Source organism: Bacillus sp. J14TS2 (assembly GCF_018333015.1).
Taxonomy (GTDB): Bacteria; Bacillota; Bacilli; order Bacillales; family Bacillaceae_C; genus Lederbergia.
This window is the reverse complement of record NZ_BORE01000018.1, coordinates 41,504-64,783: the sequence shown is the minus strand read 5'-3', so window position 1 is coordinate 64,783 and position 23,280 is coordinate 41,504. Positions and strand designations below refer to the sequence as shown.

Below are 23,280 nucleotides of genomic sequence, written 5' to 3'. Positions count from 1 at the left end.
CCATTAAAATGGAAAACTAAGCATCATTTCCACATGAAAGGAGATTGGAAAAATGCGTTATACCACTTCAGATAACGACAAAAAGGGTAGGGATAACCAAGCGGAACAAGAAGCTAAAAATGAAGTACGTGAAAGAAATCGTAAAACTGGGAAAAAGCAGTATTCAAAGAAAACAGATCATCTTTAAATTTCGGGGAGCGTGATCGCTCCTCTTTTTGCTTGCTTTTTAAAATAGGCGACACGTACAGTCCAATACCATTTTAACCCTTATCATGTGGGCCAGAAAGTTGTTCCGTCAACTTTAATCTACTATAATGAAAGGCAAACATATTATGGGAGGGAAAAAGATGGCAAAAGAAAATTCATTTGATATTGTTTCAAAAGTAGATTTATCAGAAGTCACGAACGCGATTAATATTGCCATGAAAGAAATTCAAACAAGATATGATTTTAAAGGAAGTAAAAGTGAAATCAGCTTACAAGATGATGAGCTTGTGCTTATTTCTGATGATGAATTTAAAATGAAACAGCTAAAAGATGTATTACTTAGTAAACTAATCAAGAGAGAAGTTGCGATTAAGAATCTGGATTATGGCAAAATTGAATCTTCCTTTGGTGGTACGGTTCGACAAAGAGCGAAGATTGTTCAAGGGATTGACAAAGAAAATGCTAAAAAAATCAATACACTCATTAAACAAAGTGGGATCAAAGTGAAAAACCAAACACAAGACGAACAAATCCGTGTAACTGGCAAAAACCGTGATGATCTTCAGCAAATCATTCATCTCATCAAAGAGGCTGATCTTCCAATTGATGTTCAATTTGTCAATTATCGATAATCATTCATACATAAGGTAAAGCAGCAAAGAGGAACTTTCCAAAACGGTCCATGAACTGACTTTTGGAAGGCTCCTCTTTTATAGTAAGATTCAGATGCTTTTTGGCAACATTTTATTCAATCGGTTTGTTCTTTCCTCTCCGCCATGCCATATACATAAACGTACCAAATAGAACGAATACGAGGAAAATGGAAAGGATAAATACGAAATTGTATCCACTTTTTTCCGTCATTTTATAGATTTCCGATTGGTCTCGATCAATAACAAGATGATATTCTCCATCTGCACTTCTCACGAGATCACTATTTAGTAAACCTCTTAATTCTTTTTCGTCTTCTAATTGCTCTTTCGTTAAACGAATTGATTGATCTTTAGTCGTATTATTGACCGCAACCACAAGCGTATCTGATTCGTATTGTCGTTTATAGACAACCATTCCATCTTTCTCATAGAGGATTTCAATTGTCCCCCTTGTTAAGGCTGGCTGTTCCTTACGAATTTGTCCTAACGTTGTAATATACTCACTCAATTCCTTGTCGGACCGAAAATTCATTAAAGGAATATTTTCAGGCATTTCTTCTCCCTCTACAGTCGTTTCCGTCCCATAATAAATCATCGGAATTTCTGGTTGAGTATATAAAAATACTAATGCCTGTTTCCAGCCAGTGATCGGGTAGATCTCGCCTGCAAGCATTTCTGTTGTAAATCTAGGCGTATACTGATGATCAAAAAAAGTAAACCTTCGAGGATTATTCTCTTCATTTTCTCCCCATCTATCAAACAAGGATTGAAAAGATTGATTGGGTTCTGAAAACTCTTCTCTCAATAAGTGATTTACAGGAACATTCACCATACCATCAAATCCAAGTTGCTCATAAGCCTCTAATTCGGCTTGATCTGAGTCCTTTTCAAATCCAGTAATCCATATATCTGATTTTGCTTTTTTAATTTCCGAAATAAAGTGTTCCCAATAATTTGAAGATAATTCTCCAAGATGATTTAGCTGAATCCCATCGATCCCAGTATCAATCCAAGATCGAGTCGCCGCTAAGAGAGTGTCTTCAATATTCGGATATTCCTCTGAAGACATCACTGGAATTTCCAGAATTAATTTCATTTTTCTTTTGTGTACTTCATCTACAAGTTGGTTAAATTCCTTCATCGTGCCAAAATGAGGCTCGGGCTGTGTATAATCTTTAACCCATTCCCCATGAAATCCACCTTCTTCGTTCGTAAAAATAGAAGAAAGTTGCACAACTGTGAAATTCATTTCTTCTATGTAATCGAGCTGGTCGATAATTCCTTGGAAATCCCCACCTTGATAACCCAATGGATCTTTGACATCGACATCAAAGTTATTCTCCACATTTCCATCTGCAAAACGATCAACCATAAGGGAATAAATCATCTCATCTTGCCATTCTTGTCCATACTGTTCTTCTGCACTAACTGTAACAGTCATTAGCAAGAGTATTTGACTAAATAGAATTATAATCATTATCTTTTTTAGCAACTTTCATAACCTCCAAGAAAAAAACCGCAATCATGCGGTTTTTTAGCGTGTTCAAAGTCATTTTTATTGGACTTTTTGAACATCATCTTTTAAGATGCAAACCAGTTCCAACCAAGTGGAAGCCTTGCACCAAGATAAAAAGTGACGATAAAAGCGATGATAAGAATTGCCCAGAACATGCCTGTATTTTTACCACGCTTTGTCCGGATCAAAACCATTTCCATCATTCCAATGACGATTATTCCAAAGAGAAACTTCACCCCATAAAGAGCTGGGTCAACGCTGCTCCATTTAGAAAAAAGCAACACTCCTGTTGTGATAATCAACAAATAAAAAACACGTAAGATCATTTGTACAATAGTCATTGCCTTTTCTTTGCCACTTTTATGCAGAGCGACAGCAACGATAAATAAGATGATTGCGATCACCCATGTCGTAATATGGGCATGTGTATTATCAAACATATCTTTCCTCCTCAAAATAACAACTGGATAACAATTTGCTTTCATATTATCATATATAGGCTGAAAACCACAGAATTAACCATCTATTTCACAATATTGTAGCTTTTGTCTCTTATCACTCTCAGTCGCAGCTCATGTCTTCTTATTTCGTCCATAAGTAAAAATGCGCCAAAGCTTTTCTACAGGACCTTGCTTAAATTTAGACAACCAAATTTCCGCAAAAATAACTTGTAAAACAAAGATCCCAATTGCTAGCCAGGTGCCCTCTGCTACGGATATCTTTCCATACAAACCTAATCCATATGAATAAAAAATCAATGTTCCAATAATCGATTGGCTTATATAAATAGTGATCGACATTCTCCCAGCACTCGCAAGAGGTTGGAATATTTTTGCAATAAACCGATTAGACATCAATAAGACGATAAGGGCAATATAAGCGACACTTAATAATGGGCCCCCAACCATATCCTGTATGTATTGATAACTAATGGTTTGACCAAATGCAAGGGGTAGAATCTTTCCAGCCAAACCAAGTAATAAAAACACAAAAAATACTATAATCCATAATCCTTTGCGATGATTCGCTTTTTCTAGCCATTTTAATTTTGCTGCTCCTGCTCCGATCATCATTAAAGGAAGGATCATAAAGATGATCATAACAAAATTTGCCGGACCATTCGCCATATACCAATCTAATATTCGTCTTTGAGTGATTTCCCAAAATGTGCCCTCAGCATAAACCTCAGCAGAGAGTTCTAGATTCATAATATCTGTAAATTCTCCGAGAGTGGAAGTATCGATGACAGATATCATGATGAATATAAAACTCATAAATAATTGTGGCAGTATATATATGGAAGCCCCGATAGACAATAAAAGTGGACCAGATAATCTGAGCATAGGAAGTAATAATAACCCCATTAATGCGTATGTAATAAGAATGTCTCCATGCCAAACGAGAAAAGCATGAATGATTCCAAATACCAGTAGGACGAGAAGCCTACGCACACTTACCTTCAAAAATGAAGTATCTTTTATACGAAAGCGATCCTGCATTAACACCATGCCATAGCCAAACATCATTGCAAATATCGGATAAAAGCTTGCTTGCACGAAAATATCCACCCACATATAAGAGGTTAAATCGTCATATTGCCACCATTCATACGGGTTATAATAACTAAAAGGCGAATGAAAACTGAGCATATTGACAATAAAAATTCCTAGTAGAGAAAACCCTCTTAAACTATCAAGCGACTGTAGTCGATCCCTTGTTAAAATGGGCCCTATAGAACGTTCCATCACTTATCCCTCTCCCCCATCTCCTTTTCTTAGCATCCTATTTATTCTAACCTTACTGGTATGATAGCACAATTTCTTTTCTCTTTTCATAAACTAAATTGTTACAATCTCTCGAATTAAAAATTCCCACATTATTGAACATGTCTTAAGAAACGGAAAAAAAGGAGTGAACGGTCATGCCAGGTTTTGTCGGAGCCGTTCAAATCATTAGTATAAGTGGCTCTGGAATTTTTAATGTTGGGGATGTTTTTCAACTACATCCTGTTTCTTCATCTAAAGTATTTGCAGGAGCTGGATCATTTAATACAGGAGATGAAATCACTGTTACGAACCATTATTCTGCTACAAATACGTATGACAACGATACACTAGATCAAGGCATCATGTTTACGCTATAAATTTTTATTAGGAGAGAATGTTATGACGATTCATGTTCAACAAACTATTCATATCCAAGCAATTAAGATTGGTGCTCTAACCAATTCCTCGGTTCTGCAGATCGGAACTGCAGGTGTGATCACCCCTGCTTCTCATCTCTACAACACAGGAGGTTACACAACTCCAGCACCAGCGGTACCAAAAAACCTTGAAACCGTCGGTGAAACAACGGCAGAGCCGAGCCTTGTTCCTTTGAGCTAATGAATATTCTGTTGGAAGGTGGTGCAAAATGGACCCTTATTACTTACAACAACTGTACGAACAAGTCCAACATCAGCAAAAAGAACTGAAACAGCTGAAAACTTCTCTAGATACAATAAATACGGAGCTTAAGCAATTGAAGCAAAAGCCGTCCATCGTTGTGGAAAAATTAGAATATAAATTTGATCAATTAAAGGTCGAGACATTGGAAGGGACATTAAACATTGGATTAAACCCCTCTGACCTTGATAACATCGAAGACATGTCACTGCCCCTAAAACCATATAGCGATCGTACGCAATTAAAGGAGCAGCTTATCGAAAGGGTGAATCAACACCTAGATGAGAATGTGGATTCAATTGTAGAAGAAACGGAAAAAAAGGTGAGTAAGAAACTAAATATCCAGTATAGAAAACTCATCAAAGAAGATATTCAAAAACAATTGCCCGCTAGAATCGACCATTATATTCAGCAATCCTTACATCATTCAAATCGAGAGCAAACAGAGGACCAGCAAACAGAGAATATTTATCAGCAGATTGTTGAAGATATTCATCAGGGGATCTATGCTTTTATATCCCAAGTACCTCAAGGGCAAGAAAATAAAAAAGGAGACTTAGGATGAATTTACATGTCATTAATCGAGAACTTTGTGTGGGAGATATCAAAATTACAGGTGTTACCACCTCTTCATTATTATTAGTTGGAGATGCAGACACAATTCAATTAGCCTCCTCTTTCGATACCCCACCAGAATCCTTAATTATCGGACCCTTTCCACTTCCATTGGAGAATGAAAATGTGGAAACGTAATTCAATGGTTCGAATCATTAATATCACCAATATAGTCTTCAGCTCCATTCTTGAAATTGGTGACACGGTTCAAACAAGAGGCTTCTCCCGAGCATTGGCGGATCACCGCAAAGAGGAAATCTTTCTTGGCAATGAAGGAAATTTTGATGCATATGCTATTTTTTCTGAAACTCCATCTATGCCGCCACTCCCTGAGCTTCCCAGAATTGAAAAATATAATGCTTTACCGAATATTCAAGTACGAAGTATCAAAATCATGGGACTGTCCGCTTCTGCCATTACGCAAATTGGAAACACTCGTAATGTATCCATGGATTCAAGAGTTCATCATATAAGACATCTACCAGCTGAAATTTTAAATGAAGAGGAAGGAGAATAAAAAATGCCTGCTTTAATTGGACCTGTACAAATTTTTAATGTAGAGGGCGGAACTGTGCATTTTGGAGATACGGCTGTTATCTCTCCAAAAGCAAGTAGCAAAGCAACCGCAGGATCTGGTTCCAACAGTACCGGAGCATTAATTGCTATCTTAAATGGAATTAGTGCAAATGGAACTGTCGATAGTAGTTTAATTGATCAACCAACTGTTGGGAATAATTAAAGAGGATGTCCAAAAAAGGTGATGAGCTGGCTTTTTTGGACACTCCTCTTTTTCTAGTTACCAAACAATAATAGAGTAAGTACGAGTTTTATAAGGACAATAAATGACCTCCATCAAAGAAATATAAATATTTCTCTTTTACAGGAACTCCCCATATCTCCTGTAGGGCTTGCTCATATAGATCTAACTGTACTTGATAACGTTTAGCAAGGATGGGTTTGGCTTGTGCAAAACCACCTGGAAACTTCCCTTGGATCGTATCTGTTTTGTAATCTAATAGAAATATCCCCTCATCGTTTTCCCAAACACAATCAATAATTCCTTGCACCAAAATATTCTCCTCTTGACTTTCCCAATCAGAATATATTCTATGGGCGGGAATTCCCATCGTAAAAGGTACTTCACGATATACTTTGTTTGCTGCCAGCAATGCCTTCCCCAGCTTTTGTTCAAAAAAATGGACAATTTGCTCACTTGGAATAACTTCCATTTGCTCCAATGTAAGGATTTCCTTGCCTATAAGTTCATCCAACAGCTCTTCAATGGATGCTAATGTCGGAGGGAGTGAAAGATTAATATGTTGCATCACTGTATGCATTGCTGTTCCAATTTCAGTTGAGGATAATTGGCCTTTTTTCTTCATGAACTTTGGTCGATCATACAAAGGTTTTTGCACCTGATTGACCAGTTGAGTACCGCTGGCCTCATCCTTTATTTCAAAAAGTCTTTTAAGCTCTGTCACTGATTGCTTCGACATCTTTTCTGTGGCGATTGAATGTGGATACTTCCAATCCAATCTTTTATAGATCACTTCTTTTACAGGTGAAGTAACTGGGATAACCTCTCCTTCGCGAACATTCTTCAACCATTCTCCATCAGCCGACTCCTCCTCGCCCCTTTCCTCTAACAAAGAATTCTGATTTACGATCTCAATTCTCCATTGCGAAGGATGCTGAAGTGGAGTGAACTCCATTCCGTTTGAAAATGCCTCCGTTTGTTCATGCCTGATGAGCGCTCTGCCGATCCAGTCCAAATAAGAGGTCGCAGCCGCTCGTTCGTGGTCTTGAAGTAACCACCCAGATGTTCTCCCTACATTTGACCATTTTTTCACTGCTTTTTCGAGATTCTTTACACTGCCAATTAAATACAATTTTTCCTTTGCTCTTGTCATAGCAACGTATAAAATTCTCATTTCTTCTGCTAATAGCTCCATTTTTTTCTTTTTTCGTAAAGCGATTTGCGGTAGTGAAGGATAAGAGATCCTTCTTTCTGGGTTGACGTATTTACTAGCAAATCCATATTCCTTATCAAATAAGAAACTGCTTTGAATATCCCTCATATTAAATTTTTTTCCAATTCCTCCAACAAAGACGACAGGAAATTCCAATCCTTTACTGGAATGAATGGTCATAATACGAACGACATCTTCTTCCTCACCGAGCGTTCGAGCTACACCTAAATCATTACCTCGCTCTTGCATTCTCTCAATAAATCTTAGAAAACGAAATAAACCTTGAAAAGAGGTTATCTCATATTGACAAGCCCGATCATATAAGACACGAAGATTTGCTTGACGTTGTTTTCCTCCAGGGAGTCCACCAACAAATTCATAGAAGTCAGTATCTCGATATAATTGCCAGATTAATTCTGATAGGGAGCCTTCTCTAGCCATACTTCTCCATTCGTCTAATTGGGAAAATAGCTGTGATACACGCTGATGTGCCCGTGTATATTTTGGGTCAGGTAAAGTGGCAATAAATTGCTTCATAGCATGATAATAGCTTTTTTTCCTTGATTGGATCCGAATATGTGCAAGCTCTTCCTCATTTAGACCGATAATCGGGGATCGGAGTACAGCAGCAAGCGGAATATCTTGATCCGGATTGTCTATCACTTTTAATAAAGACAGCATAATGGACACTTCTATTGCTTCAAAATACCCCGTTGATAGATCCGCGTACACCGGTATTCCTAAGCTTTTACATTCATCAACAATATTTGGCGCCATTCCGAGTGAACGTACAAGGATGACAATATCTTTGTAACGGACTGGTTTTTCCTCTTGCGATTTTACATGATAGATAGTTTTTCGCTCATCGATTATGGTCCTAATTTTTTGGGCGATGAAACGAGCTTCTAATTGTGCTTGTTCAAGTTCCATTAGCTCGTGATCTTCATTTTCAGCTGGTGGTTCTTCACGCTCATCTGATCGATCCACAAGCGCAATTTCTACTGGAAAACGATCTGATTCAATTTCTGTGTATCCCGCTCCCTTGACTAACTCCGCATCTCGACTATATTCTATTTCCCCCACTGTCGACCCCATAATTTGTTTAAAGATAAAATTAACACCTTCTAAGACTTCTCCTCGACTGCGAAAATTCTTAGATAAATCAATCCGCAGCCCAGATTCTTCACCAATAGAAGAAAAACGTAAATATTTATCTAGGAAAAGATTCGGTTCTGCTAAGCGAAAACGATAAATCGATTGCTTCACATCCCCAACCATAAATAAATTCCCTTCATTCTCATTTTCAGCTGTGACAAGACGTAGAATGGTTTCTTGAACCAAGTTGACATCTTGATACTCATCCACCATAACCTCTTTATACTGATTACGATAGGAGAGGGCAATTTCCGAAGGGCTGATCAGCGAATCTGCCTTATTTAATAGAATTTCTAAACAGAGATGTTCCAAATCAGCAAAATCAACAAGTGCTTTCTCTGCCTTTTTCAATGAATATTGCTGGGCAAAAGTCTTTACTAATTCGATTAAGTTTTTTAGAACCATTTTCATTTCTTTCATATCTTTTAAAAATGAAGCTGGCTTTCTTGAAAAAAGCTCTTTTTTCAATTTTTCTAATATCGCTTTCGCCTGTTTTCGATATTGATCCGCTTCCTCGATCAATGCAGGGTCATATTCCTCTCCTTTACAGGTTTTTGCCCTTGAGAATTTCCATTGATTCATTCTTTCATAAAGCTTTTCCCAACCTTGTAAATAGGCCTCTTCTAGATCTTTTACAATTAAAAGATCATCAAGATAGTTATCTTCCCGTGGAGAAGGTCCACCAGGAAGTTGGGCGATTTCCACTGCTGAACGAAGCATGTCCTTTGCTGCTGCTAACTGAAGCTGAATATCAAATTTTAATGCATTCATAAACGGTAACTCATCAATCACCTGATCATCTTTAAGATCATACATCGTCACAATTTGCTCTAACCATTGATCAGGATTAGGGTGTGACCGCGAAAAATCATACAATTTAAATACTAATTCTTGTAAAGCATGATCACTTCGATCATTTGTGAACGTATCGACAAGTTGGAAAAAAGCTTCATTTTCTTCCAAGCCATATTCATATTCAAAAACATCATCCAGCACTTCATCCCGAAGAAGATCAGCCTCTGTTTGATCAGCAATTCGAAAGCCTGGATCAATATCAACTAAATAGTAATGACTTCTGACCACATTTAAGCAAAATGAATGCAAAGTGGAGAATGAAGCACTATTTAAGAGACCTAATTGTCTGCGTAAATGAGTCGATGCTGGCTCTTCCTCGATCGCCTTCTCTAACGCCTCGCCAATCCTGTGTCTCATTTCCGCAGCCGCTGCATTTGTGAATGTAACGACCAAAAGTTGATCGACATTCACTGGGTCATCCTTGGCTATTATTTTTTTTATGATCCGCTCTACCAGGACAGCAGTTTTTCCTGAGCCTGCTGCTGCTGCAACTAAAATATCTTGTCCTTTTGCCATAATGGCCTTCCATTGATCATCTGTCCATGTAACAGATTTAGGCTTTATGGGAATGCTCGTTTTCATAGACAGCCTCCTTTATCGTCGCCAAAGCATTGTCCACTGTTCGTTTGGGGATCAGGCGATAATCATTTTCCTCTTGTGAAGGATCAAACTGACAAACAGGTTTAAAAGCACAAAACTGACATGGTGTTCGATCATTTAACTTATATGGAGCAATATCTACCTGGCCGTCCATAATCCGATCCCCGGAATCTTTATAAAGTTGTCTTACATAATGTTGCAAAGCGCCAAAATCTTCGCGACTAGCGGCACTGGATTTAGAAGTTATGTGACCGTCTTTTTTCAAACCCGCCGGGATAAGATTCGATGTCCCAGAAGTTAAGGAAGTATCCATTAATTGAATCGCATCTGCCTGTCCAAGAAGCAGACCCTTCATTTTAAAATGCTTTAAAATTTCCTGTTCAATCTGATCTTCGGATAAATTTTGCTCACTTTCCACCATCGGATTATGAACATGGAAATAGAGAACACCCGCTGGAATGGCATCTGTTCCAATTAATCGCGGTGCGTGAGTGATGACAATATCTAAATAGGTCAACATTTGTAGAGACAATCCATATAAAACTTCATTTAAATCCAATGCTCTCGCACTAGATTTATAATCGATCACCCTTAAGTAAAGCCCATTCTCATCTTCTGCTTTGTCCACCCGGTCAATTCTCCCCTGAAGCTGCATTTTTGTCCCATTTTTGAGCGAAAAGGTTAAAGGCGGCAAATCTTTAAATGGACCAAAAGCTAACTCTACTCCGACTGGATCAAATTCACTTGATTTCGCATGCTGTCCAAGAGTAAAAGTAGCTCTAGCAATAATTTGTTCCAGTTTTCTCTTAATATAAAAATAGCGATTGGTACTTAATAATATTTGGTTTAAGAGCTTAGGAGCCAACTCATGAACTGCCTCTTTCGCTAATTTTACACATTCTGAGTATTTTAATAGTCTCCACTCTAAGTCCTGCTGTCTGATTTTGTTGGCGATCCATTTTAAGGCTGCATGGAATAGATCCCCTATATGAGGGGCCTCCAATCGAAAAATATCTCTTTCATGTAACCGCAGCCCATGTGCACTAAAATGTGAAAATGGACAGGCATGAAATAATTCCATCCTTGACACACTTGCCACTATTTCTTTTCCATACAGCGCTTGACTTGTTTCATCTGATAATTTTCTCGTCTGATTATGAGAAAACAAGCTGGAAAAAATGCGCTCTGCTTTTATTTTTCGTTCTGGATTCTCTATAAAAAAATTATACACATCCCACCAAAAATCAGCGGTTGGATAATTTCTTGTCTTCATTTGCAATTGCCTTGATAAATAAGCAATGGCTGTGGTCGGATGAGAGATATAGGATAATTGTTCCTCAAACTCTAATTCAATTGGTTCATTCACTTCATAGCTTGTTTTCATATCTGGAAATAATGTTTGAATTCTTTTTAAGTATGGAGAAGGCAATAGCGCTTTTCCCTCTTGATTTGCAAGTGGATAAGAAACGTATATTTGCTGACTCGCAATCGTCAGAGCCCGATAAGCAATAAAATCCTCATCCAAAGCAAGGTCCTTGCCATTTTGAGCCAGTTTTATCCCCGTTTGTTCTAGACTTGTCCGATCCTCATCTGAAAAAACACCTTCGTTTTCAAAGCTTGCCGGCAAGACACCATCATTCAATCCTGCTATAAAAGCAACTTTCACATAAGAAAGTCTGGATAATTCCATATTAGCAACAGTGACTTGATCGATAGCAGGTGGGATCAAAGAAAACTTCGCAGCCTCTAACCCTGCATCCAATATCGCAATAAATTTTGTGATAGATAATGGCTCATCACCTAGGATTTCAACAAATTCATCTAATAATCCCATGACCGTATCCCATGCTTGATCATGCTCCCTAGCTGCATGTAGTCTTCCTAACTTCTCTGCTTCGACACTCCGTATTTCAAGTTTTCTTGGAATTTCTAGCTCCTCCAACAAGAGATAGACAGCTTCACATAATTCTCGGCCATTTTGCGCCTTTTTCATTCGTCTAGCTAATTTTTGTAACGGCGCGACAACGAGCTGGCGAGACGTATTTATTTCATCCTCTAGCTCTCTTTCTTCCTCTGTTTGCGGTAGATTTTCCAGCTCCAAACCAGCGTAACGTTTATATATCCATTTCTTTGAATTTGTCCATTGCTCTCCTTTTATTCCATTGGCCAAACAATAATTTTCAAGTCGATCCATTTTCTCTCTTAGTCTCGATAGATTTTCATTTAGTGGAAATAAAAGGTCCGTTTTCACCATGCGAAAAACAGGTTCATATCGCCATCGATTACTGATCACTTCCAGAGCACTGCGAATAAATTCAATCAAAGGATGATTGAGCATCGTTCGTTTTTGATCAAGAAAAAAGGGAATATCATAATCGTAGAAAACCGATTCTAGTATTTCCTGATATTCATGTCCATTTCTCAACAAAATCGCGATATCTTTATATCTAAATCCATCTTCCATAGCAAGCCGACGAATTTCCCTAGCGATTCCTTCTATTTCTGATCGACGATTCGTAGCAATCTTTAATTCAATCGCTGGAGATTCGGAATAAGCTTGAAGGGGCCGCCTTTCAAACTGTGACTGTAGATGTTGTAGGCTTGCTTCTTCGAATCTCTTTGTATGATATAAAAAGACATCGTCCTCTAGTTCAACTTGATTCGAACGTGTAAGCTCAAACAATCGAGAATAGGTTTCTCCTGCCGTTCTAAATAGATATAAGTCATCTGGTACCATCCCGTATTTAAATGGACGATCAAGCACAAGGGCGATCGAAACTCGTTTACACTGCTTTGTCAATTCCTCAATCACTCGATATTCCTGTGGTGTGAAATGATGAAATCCATCTATATAAATCTCCGCATTTTTTAGGTAGCTAGAATCTTTAATGGATTCTGCAAGTAAATCTAAATAATCATTTGTCCCTATATGCTTTCCTTCTAACCCCTGAATAAACTTGCGATATAAAAGTTCTAGGTCATGCAATTTATCAGCAAGCACCCGGGTTGCGGCTCCGAATGCTAAATCTGCTTTTTTCTCAGCCAGTTCCTCAGGTGTAATACAATAATGCTGAAATTCAGTTAACGCTGTTTCGATTTGCTGAATAAATCCCGTTTTATCCGAAGCTTTCTTAAATAGCTTTAGTTCTTCTTTATGATCTTCAACAATTTTACGAATAAACATATTTATACCTGTACTCGTAATCCGATTCCGTCCTGCCCCGCCTGTTTCCTGTAGAACACGCCAAGCAAGTCTTGTTAAGCTATACACTTGAGCACGGATCATCCCGGAAACGCCAGATGTATGGATTAGCTGGGTTTCGGACAAAAAGGTCATTTGTTCTGGAACAATATACAAAATCGGATGTCCGTTTGGTTCATTTTCCAATTTCTCTTTTATTTCATTTAAAAACATGGTCGTTTTTCCTGTTCCTGAACGCCCAATCACAAATCGAAAAGACATCTATTCCAACTCCTTTTATTTATGGAGGGTATAATTACTTTAATAATTTTATTATAACATAAAGAACACATATTCCTATTGAAAAAAGTTACCTAACATAGGTAACTTTTAGATTTTTGTTAATTTTTTATGCTATTTATGTAACTTCTCCGTTTACCCTCGCTCTTGTACCTTATCGACAATTTTACTTTCAATTTGTTTGCCGATAAACCAAAGAATCGTGATGATTACAAGCACAATAGCCGTCCGAATCGGTTGAGTGATTAATGAGATAATATCATAGCCGATAAAACTTAATATGAAAATCATCACTGCTTTCCCGCCAATAACGGCGATCATATATTGGTAAACACTAATCTTTGATATTCCAGCTACAATATTTACAATAGCTGAAGGGGTGAATGGAAAGCATAATAAAAGAAATAAAGGACCAAATCCTTTTTTCTCCAACCACATTGTTAAACTTTGGATTTTTTTACGTTTTAATAAAAAGCGAAATACACGTGTATCTCCATATCTTCGAACAAGCAAAAAAACGAGAAGTGCGCCAACCGAGGCACCAATCCAAGAATATAGAAATCCTAATCCTAGTCCAAAAGCATTCGCATTCGCTAATACAAAAAGAAACAAAGGCAAAAAAGGCAGGAACGCTTCAAGCAATGGCAATAAAATTCCTGGTAATGGCCCAAATGAGCGATATTGGTCAATCAAATCCGTAATATTTTCCAATGTGAACCAGTCTTTAAACGAATGAAAGTCCATAATTTGTTATTCCTCGATCCATTATGCAAGATATTCTACTAGAGATTATATCAAAAAAAATCTGCTCTTAAAAGGTAGGTTATGTATGTGCAGTTCGTAATGATTCTTACCTTAGGAACACCGAAATTCGTCCGGTGTTCCATCTCGAAAACAAGTATGGATATGCGAGTAACTAGAATTTTGCAGTGAAGCAGCCATCAGGCAATCGGCACTATATATTCTGCAAACCAGTCACGGATATATTCTAAGCGTTTAACGCGAAAATCTGGTTTTCCACTCCGCGATAATTCATGATTGGATTCAGGGAAACGAATAAACTTCGTCTTTTTACCGTTCTTCTTTAATGCAATAAATAATTGTTCTCCTTGTTCAATCGGACAACGATAATCTTGTTCACTATGTAAAATTAATAGTGGTGTCTGTACTTGCTTTACATATTTGAGCGGTGAATGTTTCCATAAAGTATCTATTTCTTCTAGGTCAGCTAAGATTTGCCATTCAGTGAAGTAATAGCCGATATCACTAACACCATAAAAGCTTATCCAATTACAAATCGACCTCTGAGTAACAGCTGCTTTAAAACGATCTGTATGCCCTACAATCCAATTAGTCATAAATCCACCGTAACTGCCACCCGTCACGCCAAGCCGATCTTGATCAATATATTCAAAGGAACGAAGGGCAAAATCCATAGCAGCCATTAAATCCTCATAATCTCCCCCACCATAATCTCCACGAACAGCATTGACGAATTCTTGTCCATAGCCGTGGCTTCCACGAGGATTGATATATAATACTACATATTCCTCAGATGCAAGTGTTTGAAACTCATTAAAATAAGTATTACCATACATTGCATGGGGACCACCATGAATCTCTAAAATTGTTGGATATTTTTTCCCCTCCTGAAAATGAACTGGTTTCATAATCCACCCATGGACATTCCAACCGTCTTTTCCTGGAAATTCAATCATCTCGGGAGAAGATAATGCTCTTGTCGCTAGAAACTCTTTATTTATCGCTGTAAGCTGTTCTTTCTTTCCTGTCTGCAAATATACATAATACAGATCACTCGGCTCAGTCGGTGAGCTAATACAGGCAACTGCCGTATCGTTCTTCGTATTAAGAGAAAAACCATATACATGTTCATCGTCATTAAGTGCGGGATACATTTCTCCAGAGATATTCCCGAAATAGATCATCGTGTTTCCATGATCAGTTACTTGAAAATAAAAACTTTGACTATCATTTAACCATTGAACGCGTGGAGACACAACACCTTGTAAGAAATCACCGACAATAAAATCACCAACTGGTGCATCAAGCGCTTCTGTAAGGCAAATCTTTGTCTCTTTCTCTACATCATATATCCATAGTTTTGCTTGTGTAGCATTTTCATATTCACGTTCGCTTCCTACGTAAGCCACATAACGGCTGTTCGGTGACCATGAAGACTGGGAAAAGCTACCTATTTCAGCTGTTATATTTTTGCTTTGTTTCGTTTCTAATTCAAGTAAAAAGAGATCACTTACAAAGGAAAAATCTGTGTCTTCCGCCGCATTAGCTGTATAGGATATGTATTTTCCATCTGGCGACCATGCTTCTAAATAACAATCATATGTTTTGTTTGTTAATGCTTCAAGCTGATTTCGCTCCAACTCGACAACAGCAATCTGTGTAATTAGCTCTACATCAAGAAAGCCGCCTGAATCGGATTTATATTTCATTTTCTCAACAATCAGTGGTTTTATATCCTTATCTTTTTTCTCTTTCTCTGGACGATCATGAACCGACTCATCTTGTTTGATTTTTGTTGAGTAAGCTAATTTTTTCCCACATGGAGACCAGACTGGATTTGTTGCCCCATTTTTAGAAAAGGTAATTTGCCGCGCTTCTCCACCATTTTTAGAAAGGATATAGATTTGTGGCTTACCGTCTCGAGAAGAAACAAAAGCAAGCTGTTTTCCATCTGGAGCCCACACAGGTGAAGAGTTTTTGCCTTGACCAAAGGTCCATTGTATAGGTTTCTTTTCATCTAAATTCATGTAAAAAAGATTGGAGACATAATCATCTTTTTCCTTATCTATATAAGTCTCAATATAGACCACTTCTTCTCCATTTGGTGAAAATTGTGGATCTGCCACTGTTTTCAATTCGTATAAATCTTCAGGTTTCATTCCTTGTTTTCTTTCCATCCAACTCACTCCCTTTAAGAGGTTGTTCAAAATGCCCAACAAAAATGACACATCGAATTTCTGCGTTGGCTTGCTTTTCCGGTACTCACGTATTGGAACTGAGGAACTTCCGTTAAACTCGCCCACGTCCTGTGGGCAACACGGAAGTCAGTACATCCTGTACAAGTCCGTTTCTCAAAGCTACGCTGCCTTGGTCCTTTTTATCGGGCTTCTTGAACACGCATTTTAATGTTAATCTCTCTCCCTCTTATCTTTTTCCATAATTTGCTGCTTGTCAAATGATTTATAGCTGAGAAAACGAAATAAAGCCAAACACTCCAATAACGAGATTGAATTGTATGACGAAGATTCCCCCATATGATTTAGAAATAATTGAACTGGTCACTTATAAAAGCTATGAAGAAATTATTTTAATCCAAAATAGCAGCATGGAACTGAAGAATTATTGGAGGGGTTAGATTGGAAAGAAGAGATAGCAAGGCTGAGACATAAGTATTTTCACCAAAGAAAAAAACGAGCTGGTATGATGCATATCCCCCGCTTCAGAAATATACTTTACTTTCCGCTACGAGTGGCAAGTCTCTTCAGGCTCCTCCTCCCGGGGCTTGCCATACTTCTCGCATATATTTCCCTTCGCTAAGGTAATGCGTTGCTCATCTTTGAGCTTGGTATTTTAATTATGTCCCAGCCTCCATTTGTGAAATCATCTTTGGCCTACATTATTTATATGGCCGATAGGGTCTTCCTTCCTCAGAAGCTTTCATAAAATAGGATTGCTTTAATAGATTATACATTTCAATCCTTTCAATACTTTTCTCATATTCGATTCTAAGCATAGCTGTTCGTAACATTTGGGTTTTAAAAGGAGTAACCGAGATGGAAACGGTATATTCACCGTTATTTCGAAACGTCACAACTGTTGTAGTGTTAGTGTCTCCTTTTCGACTAGATTTTACTTGATCATGGGCAATCCATACGCAAAGTTCGTGTTGAGGTGACTTAGTTGGGAAAAAATAAATTGGTGTGTGTGATTCTAAGAGGATCGGTGCTTTGTGGGTAATATTAATTAATTTCGTTGTTCCATTTCTTCGTCCTTCGTAGGTTATGATAGTACTAAATGAAAATTTAATTATTTTATTTCACTAAAACTCAATACCTCTGCCCTTAAACTTTTACAGGCTCTGGCCAACTTTCTTTTCCTGTTTTCCGAAACGGTGAAAAAATAAAGAATTGGCTGGAGCTTATATTTTTGTTTGATGTCATCCCACATCGATTCATAGTTTTTGATTTTTTTAAGATTATCGGACATCTGCCTAGTGTTGTCGATCTCGATTAAATGAACATAGCCATTACGAGTAAATATGGAATCGCTGATAATCTTTTTACTTTCCACAGCTTGCTTCAATCCCTTAACCTGTATTCTGAAGCTGTATTCTGGTTCTTTGATCACTTCTGTGATCTGTTCTCTCTTCCAGTCAATTGGGCAGTTAAAATAAATATAAGCTTCATTTGCTAAGAGCATGTGATCAAATAGGATAGATTTTTTAACCTCATTATTAGAAGCGATCAGTTCCCTCCCTTCCTTATTAAGATAGACAATCTTTTCCTTGCTTCTGACCACATTAAGATAAGTAGAAAGTTGATTAATGACTCTACAGGTATTGCGATAAGTACCAAGCTTTAAAATGTCATGAAGCTGCCTTACACTCACTACGCCTAATCGATCAATTAGCGTTAGGATCATCTCTGTTCTGTTCATTAAAATATCCCTCCATCATCTTGTCGTTAATATAAGGACATTGCATTTCTATTTTATTGGCCACTTTATAGATGGACCTCCCCTTTACTGGATCCAATTCTTCTGCTCCTATTTCGTCCAGAATGACACGGCTACCTACTTGCTCCGGAATTTTAAAAGCAACCCTAGCTGTCATGTTCATTTTGATTTGCCCAGGTACGGCTTCTCTCACTGGATACTGGGTGGCAAAGATCAATCTAAAACCTAACCCTCCCCCGATCCTTGCGATCTCTCCAAGGTAATTTTGAGCCAATTCAGCGTATGGCTTATTTTCTTTGCTAACCAATTTAGGCGACATTTCTGCTCCTTCATCCACAATGATGAAGGTTCTTTTTCTTATATTCGTATCCGATACATTTTTATAGCCTTTTTCTCTAAATCTCTTTTGTTGTTCCTTAATTTCTTTGTACACAATGTCCAAAAGCTTACATGCGCTCAAAAGGTCGTCTGCAACGTTTAACACCTGTGGAAGACGTTTATACTCCCCAAATTCTAAACCTCCCTTGAGATCAATCACATGGATTCTCACGCGGTCTGGATTGGATAGTATTAGAGATGTGAATAAACTCTTTAAAAATACGGTTTTACCAAATCGTGTAGTACCTCCCACAAGCATGTGAGGATAATCTTCAAAGCTGTGATAGATCACTTTCCTAACTTTTCCGATGGGTGTCAACCAAGAATGTTGATAAATATATTTAGGATCGTATTTCCAGTTGCTTAATTTTTTATTGGGGATCATGGAAGCTCCCAGGACTAATGCAGGGGGAATAAGCCACTCTATCATAGACTCACCTCTTCACTGTATTGTTCAGTTTAGTCTTCATCGTGAGAAGGATTCACTGAACTGTTCTTTCGTTGCTACATCAAGCATTGTACAAGCTTCTTAAAACTTCACTCTAGCGGCAACTAAGAATACTTATTGTATTCTTCCTTTTCCTCGTTTCACTCGTCAAGGCTACAGAAAAACTTTTGCCATCTCTTTCATTAGATACCAAATTGCACCAAGTTTTGAAGCTTCCAAGGCTATGCCGATCAACGTTTTATTAATCACTACCCCTCGAGACTCTAAATATGAAACGACAACCAGTGATCCGCCAGCCACTCCCACACTAACCATGCCAAACGTATAAGGGTCCATGATGTCACTCTCCTATTCAGTGATTAATTCAGTGTATGGGTAAATACCTAAATAATGCATGTCCACCCGAATTTTTAAGGTAGCTTATAATTTTTTAGTTTATTTAAGAAGGAATTTGAATCAATTTAAAGAATATTTACATTGGTGATATAAGATGTGGAAATGTAATATTGAAGATTTGATAAATGAAAGTGGTCTGAGGAAAGATTACATAGCAGAGAAAATAGGGTCTACAACAAGACAATTAAGGAAATATGAAAAGTTTGAGCTGTTCATCCCTTTTGAAAAAGGTTTACTGTTAGCTGAATTACTAGGATGCTCTGTAGCTGATTTTTACAGTAAACAAAAATAACTAAACCCCGCCAAATAAATGACGGGGATTCTTTTTATTCAAAAATAATCTCTTTATTTATGGATAGTGTTCTCGGGGAACTTGGCATAAAAGAAACATAACCTTTTTCTTTTAACCTGTCCAAATTTCTTGAAATTGTAGATACTGATTTAACACCTAGTATGTCCCTCAATTCTCTATAGGAAGGAGAGTACCCCTTAACCTCCACATAATCCTTAATCGCTGAAAAAAGTTCTTTTTGTAAGTTGCTCATCCTAAAATTCCCCCTGTATATTTTCTCTCTTTTATGTTAATTATATAAGAACGTACGATCTATTTCAAGTTGATTTACAAACATTCGTTCTGATATAATAATTTCAATATAAGTCAGGAAGGGAATGGTTAACATGGAAGAAGTAAATATAATCCGCATCACTCCTGAGCAGATAGGTTATAAAGATCGGGGAATTATGAAATGGATGGGCCTAATGCTAAGTGACCATAACGAAGCACTCAAAAAAGAGAAAGTGGACAGCCGACTAATAGAGGTTGAGCCGAAAAAAGAAATGACGGAAGAAGAAATCTCTCAAGTGTTGTATCAAGCTTTTATAAATAATATCCCTGTTGCTATACAAGCTAATGCGTTAAAAAAAGACGGTAACTATTATAAAGACGTAGAATGTATGGTGTCTGGCTATACAGACAATCAAATACACTTATCCTTAAAGAATGGTCGATCTACAAGTTGCACGATTGAGCAAATAAGAAATGTGGAAAAAATGGATCCGATCGATTGGTACAATAAAAGAAAATAAACGGAAAAACATTCATAAAAACGTTGCACACGTGCAACGAAAATGGTATAATAAAAGTATAGAAAGGAGGGGAACAAGTGGAATGCTTAGGTAAAATAATAGCCCTAGCTATTTCAATTCTAACAATGCGTCAATTATGGCTCAGCAACCAAAAGACAAAGTTAGAAAATGAAAAGCTAAGGCTAGAAATTAGAAGAAAGAGAAGAGGGGGTTAAGCCCCTTCCCTCTTTCACTAAGTATACCACATAAATTATGTTTTATATACTGATGGCAATTATATGGAGTGTTGCTGGGGCCTTAGGCATTTGGGGTTTGGTTTTAACTCGCAAGAAAAAGAAACTACAAAAAGAGCTGGAGGAATTGAATGATGAACGCTAAGCATGAGATCATTCGAAATATTGAATCGCTGCTCCAGTCTGATTTAACAGCCTACAAAATCCAACTATTAACTGGAATTAATCGTAGTACAATTACAAGGTTGAAAAATGGGGAAATAGAAATAAAGAAATTGTCTTTGGATAATGCGTTGAAGCTGAATGATGTTTGGGAAGATCGCAAGGATGTGTTGAAAAATGAAAGTTAAAATTGGAATGAGAAAACCCAGTCTAAAAAAGCGAGTAAGCGCACGTACTAGCATTAAAAGACAAGTGGTTCACCGGGCTGGGGTGAAGATGCCGCGGGGATATGGTGCAGTCAGGAATCCTAAAAAAGCTGTATATAATAAGGTTTATAATCGCACTACGTTTGATATTTTCAAATTGATTAAGAAACTGTTCAAGTGAAGCCCCCACAAGCGTGAGGGCTATTTTTTATTACACTTTCTGTACATAACTAGGATTAGCTGTCATGTATGTGCCACTTTTCAGCTTGTACATTTTCGATCCATTCACCGTTAGAGTATCTACCACAGTAAACACTTCACCTTTTTTGACTGTCGCCTTTTTAGCATTCCAATCTGGCTTATCATAGTACCATAACGTATCTGCTTTTACCTTGATCAAAAAGGTCTTTCCGCTCGGCTTAGGCTTACTAGTTGCCTTGTTTTCTTGGGGATTGATCCAGCTACCTGGAACGCCTGCCTTAGTGGTTACATTAATCATGCCACCTGATTTATTAAATACTTGATACGTTCCTGCTTTAACAGTCGTCTTCTTGTTTTTCTTTGCCTTTGCATCCGTTGCAGTCGAATAGCCGCCGATTGCTTTAAGTACCTTGTAAGTGTTCCCTGTGGGCTTAGTATCAGGCTTGGGCTTAGATGCAGAAGTATCCTTTTTAAGTCCGAAATATTCAGCGACCCCCTCAGCGATTGCCTTTCCTGCGGCGTCCAATACTTTATCATCTCTAAGCTTTTTAATGTCGATTGTGCTGTCCATAAAGCCACCCTCGATTAAAATGGCGTCCATTTTAGACTCTCTAAGCATATGGAAATTAGCTCTCCTGTGCCCCCTATTTGCAAGTCCATAAGCTTTTAAAATATGTTTAAGGACAATCGAAGCAAGCTTTTCAGCACTCGGGAGGTTTTTGTCATAGGTATAGACTTCTGTTCCTGTCCAACTTCCCCACTTACCTGTATTTGCGTTGTGGTGGTCTGAAATTAAGATGTCCGCACCCCACTGATTAGCCTTGTTGGTTCGTGTGGTTAATGGTACATCCGTCTTTCCTGTTGGATCGTCTAACCGCAATACCTCTACGTCTTTATATTGCTTTAAATATTTAATGGCCGCCACGACTACCTTGTCATTAAAATTCCACTCATATTCACCTGCTGGTGTCCTTTTGCCTGGTGTGACTCCAAATCCTCCGTGACCTGCATCTAATGCTACTTTGACCATAATCTATCATCCTTTCAAATTTTAAAATGAAAAAGAGCAAAGCTTATCTAAGCCCTGCTCGCTCCTTCTTATCAATGGTTTCTTTTGTAATATCGTTATCCTTCCACCATGCGATTAGAGTGGCGATAACGGTAAACAACACCGTCACACCGTTATAGACTTCATCGTCACTAAAAGGGATGGGATTTAATCCAAACATCGTAAGTACCTGATTAATAAGGGCTACAATCAACACGATTGTTCTGGCCCATGTACCTGCTGTGATTTTGTTCATTTCAATTTCCTCCTAGAATAATTTTGTCAACACAATACCGACTAGCCCACCGACTACAGCCGTGATAATTGCTGTAATGATTGCTCCCGTGACCTTACGTCTTATCCACTGGGTATCGTTGCGAATTTCTTTTAACATGTCCCTCAGGTAACTAATCTCACTATCTTGTAGTTTGTCGTTGATCTTTAATGCCGCCACGTCGTTTTTTATTTGTCCCTGTTCTTGCTTTAAATCGCTAATATCTTGTTGCACCTGATTTTTCCACACGTCCATGTCTCCAACCTCCAAGCGATCCGCCCCCTTCTCTCTAGTTTTCAGCCAATAGAAAAAGAGCCCCTAAGGACTCTTTGCAATAAACTCTCTAATCTGTATTCATTTATTTCACTTATAATATTCTTCTTTAAAACTCAAAATAGCAGCATTTGCCCATGATATAAATTTCTTGCTTATCTTTTCTCCTTTTGTCGTAGAATATGAAATCGGCTTTAATAAACCATTACTGTATACGAAACTTCCTTTGAATTTTTGGTCAGTGTATGGATCATAACCAGTAAGATATATCGGAAAATCATACTCTGTAATTTCATCTTCATAAACTTTTAGAATAGTTACTTCCGGTTTCATAGAATCTCCTCCTACTTCCTTTATCGACAC

28 protein-coding genes are annotated in these 23,280 nt (G+C 37.8%); 12 read left to right on the top strand and 16 right to left on the bottom strand.

Translation table 11 applies throughout. The annotated features are described in order from the left end of the window. Window positions 1-52: 52 nt before the first annotated feature. Window positions 53-187: a DUF3941 domain-containing protein gene (locus tag KI375_RS22530; RefSeq protein ID WP_212975648.1), complete on the top strand. Its 135-nt coding sequence runs from the start codon at window positions 53-55 to the stop codon at window positions 185-187. A gap of 160 nt (window positions 188-347) precedes the next feature. Then, entirely contained in the window at window positions 348-839 is a 492-nt protein-coding gene (locus tag KI375_RS22525; protein ID WP_212975647.1) for a YajQ family cyclic di-GMP-binding protein, read from the top strand. Between the two features lie 112 nt (window positions 840-951). Here the strand turns inward: KI375_RS22525 and KI375_RS22520 are convergent, their stop codons facing one another. From KI375_RS22520 to KI375_RS22510, 3 genes are all read right to left on the bottom strand, one after another. After that, window positions 952-2,352, bottom strand: coding sequence for an alpha-amylase family glycosyl hydrolase (locus KI375_RS22520; protein WP_212975646.1), 1,401 nt, complete (start codon window positions 2,350-2,352; stop codon window positions 952-954). Between the two features lie 89 nt (window positions 2,353-2,441). Continuing rightward, window positions 2,442-2,816: a YisL family protein gene (locus KI375_RS22515; protein ID WP_212975645.1), complete on the bottom strand. Its 375-nt coding sequence runs from the start codon at window positions 2,814-2,816 to the stop codon at window positions 2,442-2,444. Between the two features lie 132 nt (window positions 2,817-2,948). Next, on the bottom strand, window positions 2,949-4,121 hold the full coding sequence (locus tag KI375_RS22510; protein ID WP_212975644.1) for a DUF418 domain-containing protein: 1,173 nt from the start codon (window positions 4,119-4,121) through the stop codon (window positions 2,949-2,951). A gap of 176 nt (window positions 4,122-4,297) precedes the next feature. On the opposite strand from KI375_RS22510, the gene KI375_RS22505 reads away from it, so the two are divergent. From KI375_RS22505 to KI375_RS22480, 6 genes are read left to right on the top strand one after another with little or no spacing between them, the layout of a single operon-like run. Then, the gene (locus KI375_RS22505) at window positions 4,298-4,519 is read left to right on the top strand and encodes a spore germination protein (RefSeq protein WP_207450878.1); all 222 of its coding nucleotides are present in this window, start codon (window positions 4,298-4,300) and stop codon (window positions 4,517-4,519) included. Between the two features lie 22 nt (window positions 4,520-4,541). Next, on the top strand, window positions 4,542-4,760 hold the full coding sequence (locus tag KI375_RS22500) for a spore germination protein GerPB (protein WP_212975643.1): 219 nt from the start codon (window positions 4,542-4,544) through the stop codon (window positions 4,758-4,760). A gap of 28 nt (window positions 4,761-4,788) precedes the next feature. Then, window positions 4,789-5,385, top strand: coding sequence for a spore germination protein GerPC (gene gerPC, locus KI375_RS22495; protein ID WP_212975642.1), 597 nt, complete (start codon window positions 4,789-4,791; stop codon window positions 5,383-5,385). Next, window positions 5,382-5,573 (top strand): spore gernimation protein GerPD, encoded by a 192-nt coding sequence (locus KI375_RS22490; RefSeq protein ID WP_212975641.1) that lies wholly within the window; start codon window positions 5,382-5,384, stop codon window positions 5,571-5,573. Before gerPC ends, KI375_RS22490 begins: the two co-directional genes overlap by 4 nt. Then, entirely contained in the window at window positions 5,560-5,952 is a 393-nt protein-coding gene (locus KI375_RS22485) for a spore germination protein GerPE (RefSeq protein ID WP_212975640.1), read from the top strand. The genes KI375_RS22490 and KI375_RS22485 overlap by 14 nt, the downstream gene beginning before the upstream one ends. Before the next feature lie 3 nt (window positions 5,953-5,955). Continuing rightward, the gene (locus KI375_RS22480) at window positions 5,956-6,174 is read left to right on the top strand and encodes a spore germination protein (RefSeq protein WP_212975639.1); all 219 of its coding nucleotides are present in this window, start codon (window positions 5,956-5,958) and stop codon (window positions 6,172-6,174) included. A gap of 88 nt (window positions 6,175-6,262) precedes the next feature. Here KI375_RS22480 and addA read toward each other — a convergent pair whose 3' ends face one another. From addA to KI375_RS22440, 8 genes are all read right to left on the bottom strand, one after another. After that, window positions 6,263-9,997: a helicase-exonuclease AddAB subunit AddA gene (addA, locus tag KI375_RS22475; protein WP_212975638.1), complete on the bottom strand. Its 3,735-nt coding sequence runs from the start codon at window positions 9,995-9,997 to the stop codon at window positions 6,263-6,265. Next, entirely contained in the window at window positions 9,969-13,478 is a 3,510-nt protein-coding gene (gene addB / locus KI375_RS22470; RefSeq protein WP_212975637.1) for a helicase-exonuclease AddAB subunit AddB, read from the bottom strand. The genes addA and addB overlap by 29 nt, the downstream gene beginning before the upstream one ends. Before the next feature lie 153 nt (window positions 13,479-13,631). Further along, the gene (locus KI375_RS22465; protein ID WP_212975636.1) at window positions 13,632-14,240 is read right to left on the bottom strand and encodes a TVP38/TMEM64 family protein; all 609 of its coding nucleotides are present in this window, start codon (window positions 14,238-14,240) and stop codon (window positions 13,632-13,634) included. Between the two features lie 197 nt (window positions 14,241-14,437). After that, window positions 14,438-16,435 (bottom strand): S9 family peptidase, encoded by a 1,998-nt coding sequence (locus KI375_RS22460; protein ID WP_212975635.1) that lies wholly within the window; start codon window positions 16,433-16,435, stop codon window positions 14,438-14,440. A 719-nt stretch (window positions 16,436-17,154) separates the two neighbouring features. After that, window positions 17,155-17,541 (bottom strand): competence protein ComK, encoded by a 387-nt coding sequence (locus KI375_RS28030; RefSeq protein ID WP_374706892.1) that lies wholly within the window; start codon window positions 17,539-17,541, stop codon window positions 17,155-17,157. A 23-nt stretch (window positions 17,542-17,564) separates the two neighbouring features. Beyond that, window positions 17,565-18,194 (bottom strand): replication-relaxation family protein, encoded by a 630-nt coding sequence (locus KI375_RS22450; RefSeq protein ID WP_212975634.1) that lies wholly within the window; start codon window positions 18,192-18,194, stop codon window positions 17,565-17,567. Beyond that, window positions 18,160-19,020 carry an FtsK/SpoIIIE domain-containing protein gene (locus KI375_RS22445; RefSeq protein WP_212975633.1) on the bottom strand — a complete coding sequence of 287 codons (861 nt, stop codon included), beginning with the start codon at window positions 19,018-19,020 and terminating at the stop codon, window positions 18,160-18,162. Before KI375_RS22445 ends, KI375_RS22450 begins: the two co-directional genes overlap by 35 nt. 171 nt (window positions 19,021-19,191) lie before the next feature. After that, entirely contained in the window at window positions 19,192-19,374 is a 183-nt protein-coding gene (locus tag KI375_RS22440) for a hypothetical protein (RefSeq protein ID WP_212975632.1), read from the bottom strand. A 154-nt stretch (window positions 19,375-19,528) separates the two neighbouring features. Here KI375_RS22440 and KI375_RS22435 point away from each other — a divergent pair, with 154 nt between their 5' ends. After that, window positions 19,529-19,726 (top strand): helix-turn-helix domain-containing protein, encoded by a 198-nt coding sequence (locus KI375_RS22435; protein WP_212975631.1) that lies wholly within the window; start codon window positions 19,529-19,531, stop codon window positions 19,724-19,726. Between the two features lie 34 nt (window positions 19,727-19,760). Here the strand turns inward: KI375_RS22435 and KI375_RS22430 are convergent, their stop codons facing one another. Beyond that, complete coding sequence (locus tag KI375_RS22430) at window positions 19,761-19,979, bottom strand: LexA family protein (protein WP_212975630.1); 219 nt, start codon at window positions 19,977-19,979, stop codon at window positions 19,761-19,763. Window positions 19,980-20,112: 133 nt separating this feature from the next. Between KI375_RS22430 and KI375_RS22425 the strand changes: the two genes are divergently transcribed. From KI375_RS22425 to KI375_RS27565, 3 genes are all read left to right on the top strand, one after another. Then, window positions 20,113-20,520: a hypothetical protein gene (locus KI375_RS22425; RefSeq protein ID WP_212975629.1), complete on the top strand. Its 408-nt coding sequence runs from the start codon at window positions 20,113-20,115 to the stop codon at window positions 20,518-20,520. A gap of 364 nt (window positions 20,521-20,884) precedes the next feature. Beyond that, window positions 20,885-21,103, top strand: a complete 219-nt coding sequence (locus tag KI375_RS22420) for a hypothetical protein (protein ID WP_212975628.1) — start codon at window positions 20,885-20,887, stop codon at window positions 21,101-21,103. Next, window positions 21,093-21,302: a hypothetical protein gene (locus KI375_RS27565; RefSeq protein ID WP_244852968.1), complete on the top strand. Its 210-nt coding sequence runs from the start codon at window positions 21,093-21,095 to the stop codon at window positions 21,300-21,302. Before KI375_RS22420 ends, KI375_RS27565 begins: the two co-directional genes overlap by 11 nt. 30 nt (window positions 21,303-21,332) lie before the next feature. Here KI375_RS27565 and KI375_RS27560 read toward each other — a convergent pair whose 3' ends face one another. The 4 genes from KI375_RS27560 to KI375_RS22395 all read right to left on the bottom strand — a co-directional run bounded on the left by KI375_RS27560 (window position 21,333) and on the right by KI375_RS22395 (window position 23,250). Next, a complete protein-coding gene (locus tag KI375_RS27560; protein WP_244852965.1) occupies window positions 21,333-22,352 on the bottom strand; it encodes an N-acetylmuramoyl-L-alanine amidase in 1,020 nt (339 codons plus the stop codon). 43 nt (window positions 22,353-22,395) lie between these two features. Next, window positions 22,396-22,626 (bottom strand): phage holin, encoded by a 231-nt coding sequence (locus tag KI375_RS22405; RefSeq protein ID WP_212975627.1) that lies wholly within the window; start codon window positions 22,624-22,626, stop codon window positions 22,396-22,398. A gap of 12 nt (window positions 22,627-22,638) precedes the next feature. Next, window positions 22,639-22,899, bottom strand: a complete 261-nt coding sequence (locus tag KI375_RS22400) for a hemolysin XhlA family protein (RefSeq protein ID WP_212975626.1) — start codon at window positions 22,897-22,899, stop codon at window positions 22,639-22,641. A gap of 108 nt (window positions 22,900-23,007) precedes the next feature. Then, window positions 23,008-23,250: a hypothetical protein gene (locus KI375_RS22395; protein WP_212975625.1), complete on the bottom strand. Its 243-nt coding sequence runs from the start codon at window positions 23,248-23,250 to the stop codon at window positions 23,008-23,010. Window positions 23,251-23,280 lie beyond the last annotated feature (30 nt).

What these genes read in the sequence shown, in the direction of transcription:
- KI375_RS22530 (WP_212975648.1), top strand. Translation starts at nt 53, where the DNA reads ATGCGTTATACCACTTCAGATAACGACAAAAAGGGTAGGGATAACCAA.
- KI375_RS22525 (WP_212975647.1), top strand. Translation starts at nt 348, where the DNA reads ATGGCAAAAGAAAATTCATTTGATATTGTTTCAAAAGTAGATTTATCA.
- KI375_RS27560 (WP_244852965.1), bottom strand. Translation starts at nt 22,352, where the DNA reads ATGGTCAAAGTAGCATTAGATGCAGGTCACGGAGGATTTGGAGTCACA.
- addA (WP_212975638.1), bottom strand. Translation starts at nt 9,997, where the DNA reads ATGAAAACGAGCATTCCCATAAAGCCTAAATCTGTTACATGGACAGAT.
- KI375_RS22420 (WP_212975628.1), top strand. Translation starts at nt 20,885, where the DNA reads ATGATGAACGCTAAGCATGAGATCATTCGAAATATTGAATCGCTGCTC.
- KI375_RS22445 (WP_212975633.1), bottom strand. Translation starts at nt 19,020, where the DNA reads ATGATAGAGTGGCTTATTCCCCCTGCATTAGTCCTGGGAGCTTCCATG.
- KI375_RS22465 (WP_212975636.1), bottom strand. Translation starts at nt 14,240, where the DNA reads ATGGACTTTCATTCGTTTAAAGACTGGTTCACATTGGAAAATATTACG.
- KI375_RS22450 (WP_212975634.1), bottom strand. Translation starts at nt 18,194, where the DNA reads ATGAACAGAACAGAGATGATCCTAACGCTAATTGATCGATTAGGCGTA.
- KI375_RS22405 (WP_212975627.1), bottom strand. Translation starts at nt 22,626, where the DNA reads ATGAACAAAATCACAGCAGGTACATGGGCCAGAACAATCGTGTTGATT.
- KI375_RS22515 (WP_212975645.1), bottom strand. Translation starts at nt 2,816, where the DNA reads ATGTTTGATAATACACATGCCCATATTACGACATGGGTGATCGCAATC.
- KI375_RS22490 (WP_212975641.1), top strand. Translation starts at nt 5,382, where the DNA reads ATGAATTTACATGTCATTAATCGAGAACTTTGTGTGGGAGATATCAAA.
- KI375_RS27565 (WP_244852968.1), top strand. Translation starts at nt 21,093, where the DNA reads ATGAAAGTTAAAATTGGAATGAGAAAACCCAGTCTAAAAAAGCGAGTA.
- addB (WP_212975637.1), bottom strand. Translation starts at nt 13,478, where the DNA reads ATGTCTTTTCGATTTGTGATTGGGCGTTCAGGAACAGGAAAAACGACC.
- KI375_RS22510 (WP_212975644.1), bottom strand. Translation starts at nt 4,121, where the DNA reads ATGGAACGTTCTATAGGGCCCATTTTAACAAGGGATCGACTACAGTCG.
- KI375_RS22400 (WP_212975626.1), bottom strand. Translation starts at nt 22,899, where the DNA reads ATGGACGTGTGGAAAAATCAGGTGCAACAAGATATTAGCGATTTAAAG.
- KI375_RS22485 (WP_212975640.1), top strand. Translation starts at nt 5,560, where the DNA reads ATGTGGAAACGTAATTCAATGGTTCGAATCATTAATATCACCAATATA.
- gerPC (WP_212975642.1), top strand. Translation starts at nt 4,789, where the DNA reads ATGGACCCTTATTACTTACAACAACTGTACGAACAAGTCCAACATCAG.
- KI375_RS22395 (WP_212975625.1), bottom strand. Translation starts at nt 23,250, where the DNA reads ATGAAACCGGAAGTAACTATTCTAAAAGTTTATGAAGATGAAATTACA.
- KI375_RS22500 (WP_212975643.1), top strand. Translation starts at nt 4,542, where the DNA reads ATGACGATTCATGTTCAACAAACTATTCATATCCAAGCAATTAAGATT.
- KI375_RS22430 (WP_212975630.1), bottom strand. Translation starts at nt 19,979, where the DNA reads ATGAGCAACTTACAAAAAGAACTTTTTTCAGCGATTAAGGATTATGTG.
- KI375_RS22505 (WP_207450878.1), top strand. Translation starts at nt 4,298, where the DNA reads ATGCCAGGTTTTGTCGGAGCCGTTCAAATCATTAGTATAAGTGGCTCT.
- KI375_RS22460 (WP_212975635.1), bottom strand. Translation starts at nt 16,435, where the DNA reads ATGGAAAGAAAACAAGGAATGAAACCTGAAGATTTATACGAATTGAAA.
- KI375_RS22440 (WP_212975632.1), bottom strand. Translation starts at nt 19,374, where the DNA reads ATGGACCCTTATACGTTTGGCATGGTTAGTGTGGGAGTGGCTGGCGGA.
- KI375_RS22425 (WP_212975629.1), top strand. Translation starts at nt 20,113, where the DNA reads ATGGAAGAAGTAAATATAATCCGCATCACTCCTGAGCAGATAGGTTAT.
- KI375_RS22480 (WP_212975639.1), top strand. Translation starts at nt 5,956, where the DNA reads ATGCCTGCTTTAATTGGACCTGTACAAATTTTTAATGTAGAGGGCGGA.
- KI375_RS22435 (WP_212975631.1), top strand. Translation starts at nt 19,529, where the DNA reads ATGTGGAAATGTAATATTGAAGATTTGATAAATGAAAGTGGTCTGAGG.